Origin of the sequence: Agitococcus lubricus (assembly GCF_003051055.1) — a bacterium.
Classification (GTDB): domain Bacteria; phylum Pseudomonadota; class Gammaproteobacteria; order Pseudomonadales; family Moraxellaceae; genus Agitococcus; species Agitococcus lubricus.
Genome location: NZ_QAON01000055.1, coordinates 1 through 2324 on the forward strand (window position 1 = coordinate 1; position 2324 = coordinate 2324).

The following is a 2324-nucleotide window of genomic DNA, read 5'->3' on the forward strand; positions in this document are numbered from 1 at the left end:
TATCAAAAGTGGAAAGAGGCGGACACAAACGGAAAAGGCATTATTACGCTTGATGACTTTAAGAAAAGCAAATATGTCAAACAAAACCCTAATTTGCTAAAGCAGTTTGAGCCTATCGTCAAACCAACAATAGATTCATCCACAAAAGGCTTTACTCCTGAAAAAGCAAACTCTATTCAAGCAACGGCTGAAAGATTAGGCGTTAATCCAAACCACTTGGCACAAATTATTTCGTTTGAAACAGGTGGTAGTTTTGATCCAGCACAAAAAAACCTAAAAGGTGGTAGTGCAAGAGGCTTAATTCAATTTATGCCTGATACAGCAAAATCATTAGGAACAACAACCGAAGCATTAGCTGCTATGACCTTTGATGAGCAAATGCTTTATGTCGAAAAGTATCTCAAAGGTAAAGGTATTGGTAAAAATGGTAAAACCTCATTACCTGATATGTATGATGCTGTTTTAGGTTCAGGTTATAAAAAAGGCTCAAAAGAATATGCAGCCAATCAAGGTGTGGATGTTGATAAAAATGGCGTAATTACAAAAGGTGAAGCAGTTAAAAGTAAGATTTTTCAACAACACGCAAGACAGTATTTTACTGTTGTGCCTAAGCCTACAGCCAAAACATCCACAGCTCTAATACCAACAGCCAAAGCGACAAGCGTCCCACCGCCTAGTATTAATGCGAGTCAAGTACCTGTTGTTAAAGCTGAACAGCAACCAATGCGCTTAAATACGCAACAACAAACAATAAAAGTCTCTATTGCTAAACCTTTAGTGGGACAAAACATGAGTGATAGAGGCATAGCCCATATTGTGACTGGTGGCATAGGCGAGACTTATCTGTAACCCATCAAAAAGCACATAAAAACTCCCTTTACAATGAATCTAGTGTTTAGACTTTTTGTAGAGGGCATTATGCCAAAGATTACTGATCCTGATTTCCCATTAGCCTCATCAATTCAATCTAATGACAAAGTGTTGGGGGTTGTTGGTGGGGAGGTAAAACTCATTCCTATTTCTATGTTGTCTGACTTTTTTGGCAATACAGCCACGCCTGCTCAGATTGTATCTTCACTAAATGAGGGTGGAGAGTCTGAAGCATTACAAGATTATGAGGGGTGGATTTCCAATGAATCGGGTTTAAATCCTTTGCGTTTTACAATTAATGGAGTGCTTGAGCAGCGAAGTGTAGATTTATCTAGTGCCAATTCATTAAGTGATGTAGCAAGTATCATTGAAAATGCCTTTGACGGCTTGATTACAGTCGCATTATTGCCTGCGGCTAACGACACAATTCAATTTGCCATTTCTACAGTACAAACTGGTGCCACTGCAAGTATTGCTACGGTTACTGATACATTGCTGACTTCTTTCTTAGCTATGCCTGGTGCTAGCGATAACGGAGAGGACTAAATGTATGCACAAAACCGATAAAATCACCTTTAATGTAAATGATTTACAGCGAAAACATACAGGCCAAAAACGTTGTTATGACAATATCGGTTTGGCTCGACTCATTAACTCCCCAACCATTCAAGAGCGTGTTAAAAAAGGCGATTTAATTGGCTTTTACGGCCATTGGATTCGTAAGAAGTTTGGAATGCAGCCCAAAGAGGGCGCAATTGATCCCGAAACAGGCAAGGCGGTTATTTTTAATCCTGCTATTCGTACCACCTATTTAGCGGCTGATGATAAAGGCAATATCACCCATCAAACTCAGTTTTTAGATACACCTGAAGGCGAGACTACCTTTAATTTGCATCAAAACAAAGTCGGTGGCTTTAGTACAGCATTAACAGCAGTCCCCAGAGGCTTTACCGAGATACCCACTAAATTTTATGGCTTTGATTATGTCATTGAGCCTAATTTTAGTGGTAATCGTGGTTATACCTTACGATTTGACAGCGTGCCTGATGATCCAGCCGTATTAGAGCGTTTTGACTCCATTCCTGATGAGGGCGATATTGGTGAGTTAATCCATTGTTTTGACAGTGTAGAGGCGGAAATCATTTATCAAGGTCAGGTAATGACGGATTTATACCGTGGTTTACAACGTGACTATGTACACGTTTTAGATACCGTGGGGGCAATGCAGGGCCAGTTATCACGTTTTGGCCATCAAGCCGTTAAATCATCACGCAGTCCTATTTTTATTGATGAGCAAAAAATAGCGCGTTTTGACAGTGCTAATGAGTTTTTTATCGCTGATTTGGCATCTTTAGAAATCATTGATGATGATTATGTGGCCAAAGAAAAAGCCAAAATTGATCGCACTATACGCCGTTATCGGAGCTAACAATGGCTGATTTATTTTTGCCAAT

Annotated in this window: 2 protein-coding genes and 1 pseudogene; all 3 read left to right on the top strand. The window is 39.7% G+C overall.

Annotated elements, in window-relative coordinates; genetic code table 11:
* A pseudogene (locus tag C8N29_RS16935) lies at positions 1 to 849 on the top strand (hypothetical protein); the annotation flags it as partial.
* Positions 850 to 918: 69 nt separating this feature from the next.
* Positions 919 to 1416 carry a hypothetical protein gene (locus C8N29_RS16555; protein WP_107867168.1) on the top strand — a complete coding sequence of 166 codons (498 nt, stop codon included), beginning with the start codon at positions 919 to 921 and terminating at the stop codon, positions 1414 to 1416.
* 4 nt (positions 1417 to 1420) lie between these two features.
* Positions 1421 to 2299, top strand: coding sequence for a hypothetical protein (locus tag C8N29_RS16560; RefSeq protein ID WP_107867169.1), 879 nt, complete (start codon positions 1421 to 1423; stop codon positions 2297 to 2299).
* Positions 2300 to 2324 lie beyond the last annotated feature (25 nt).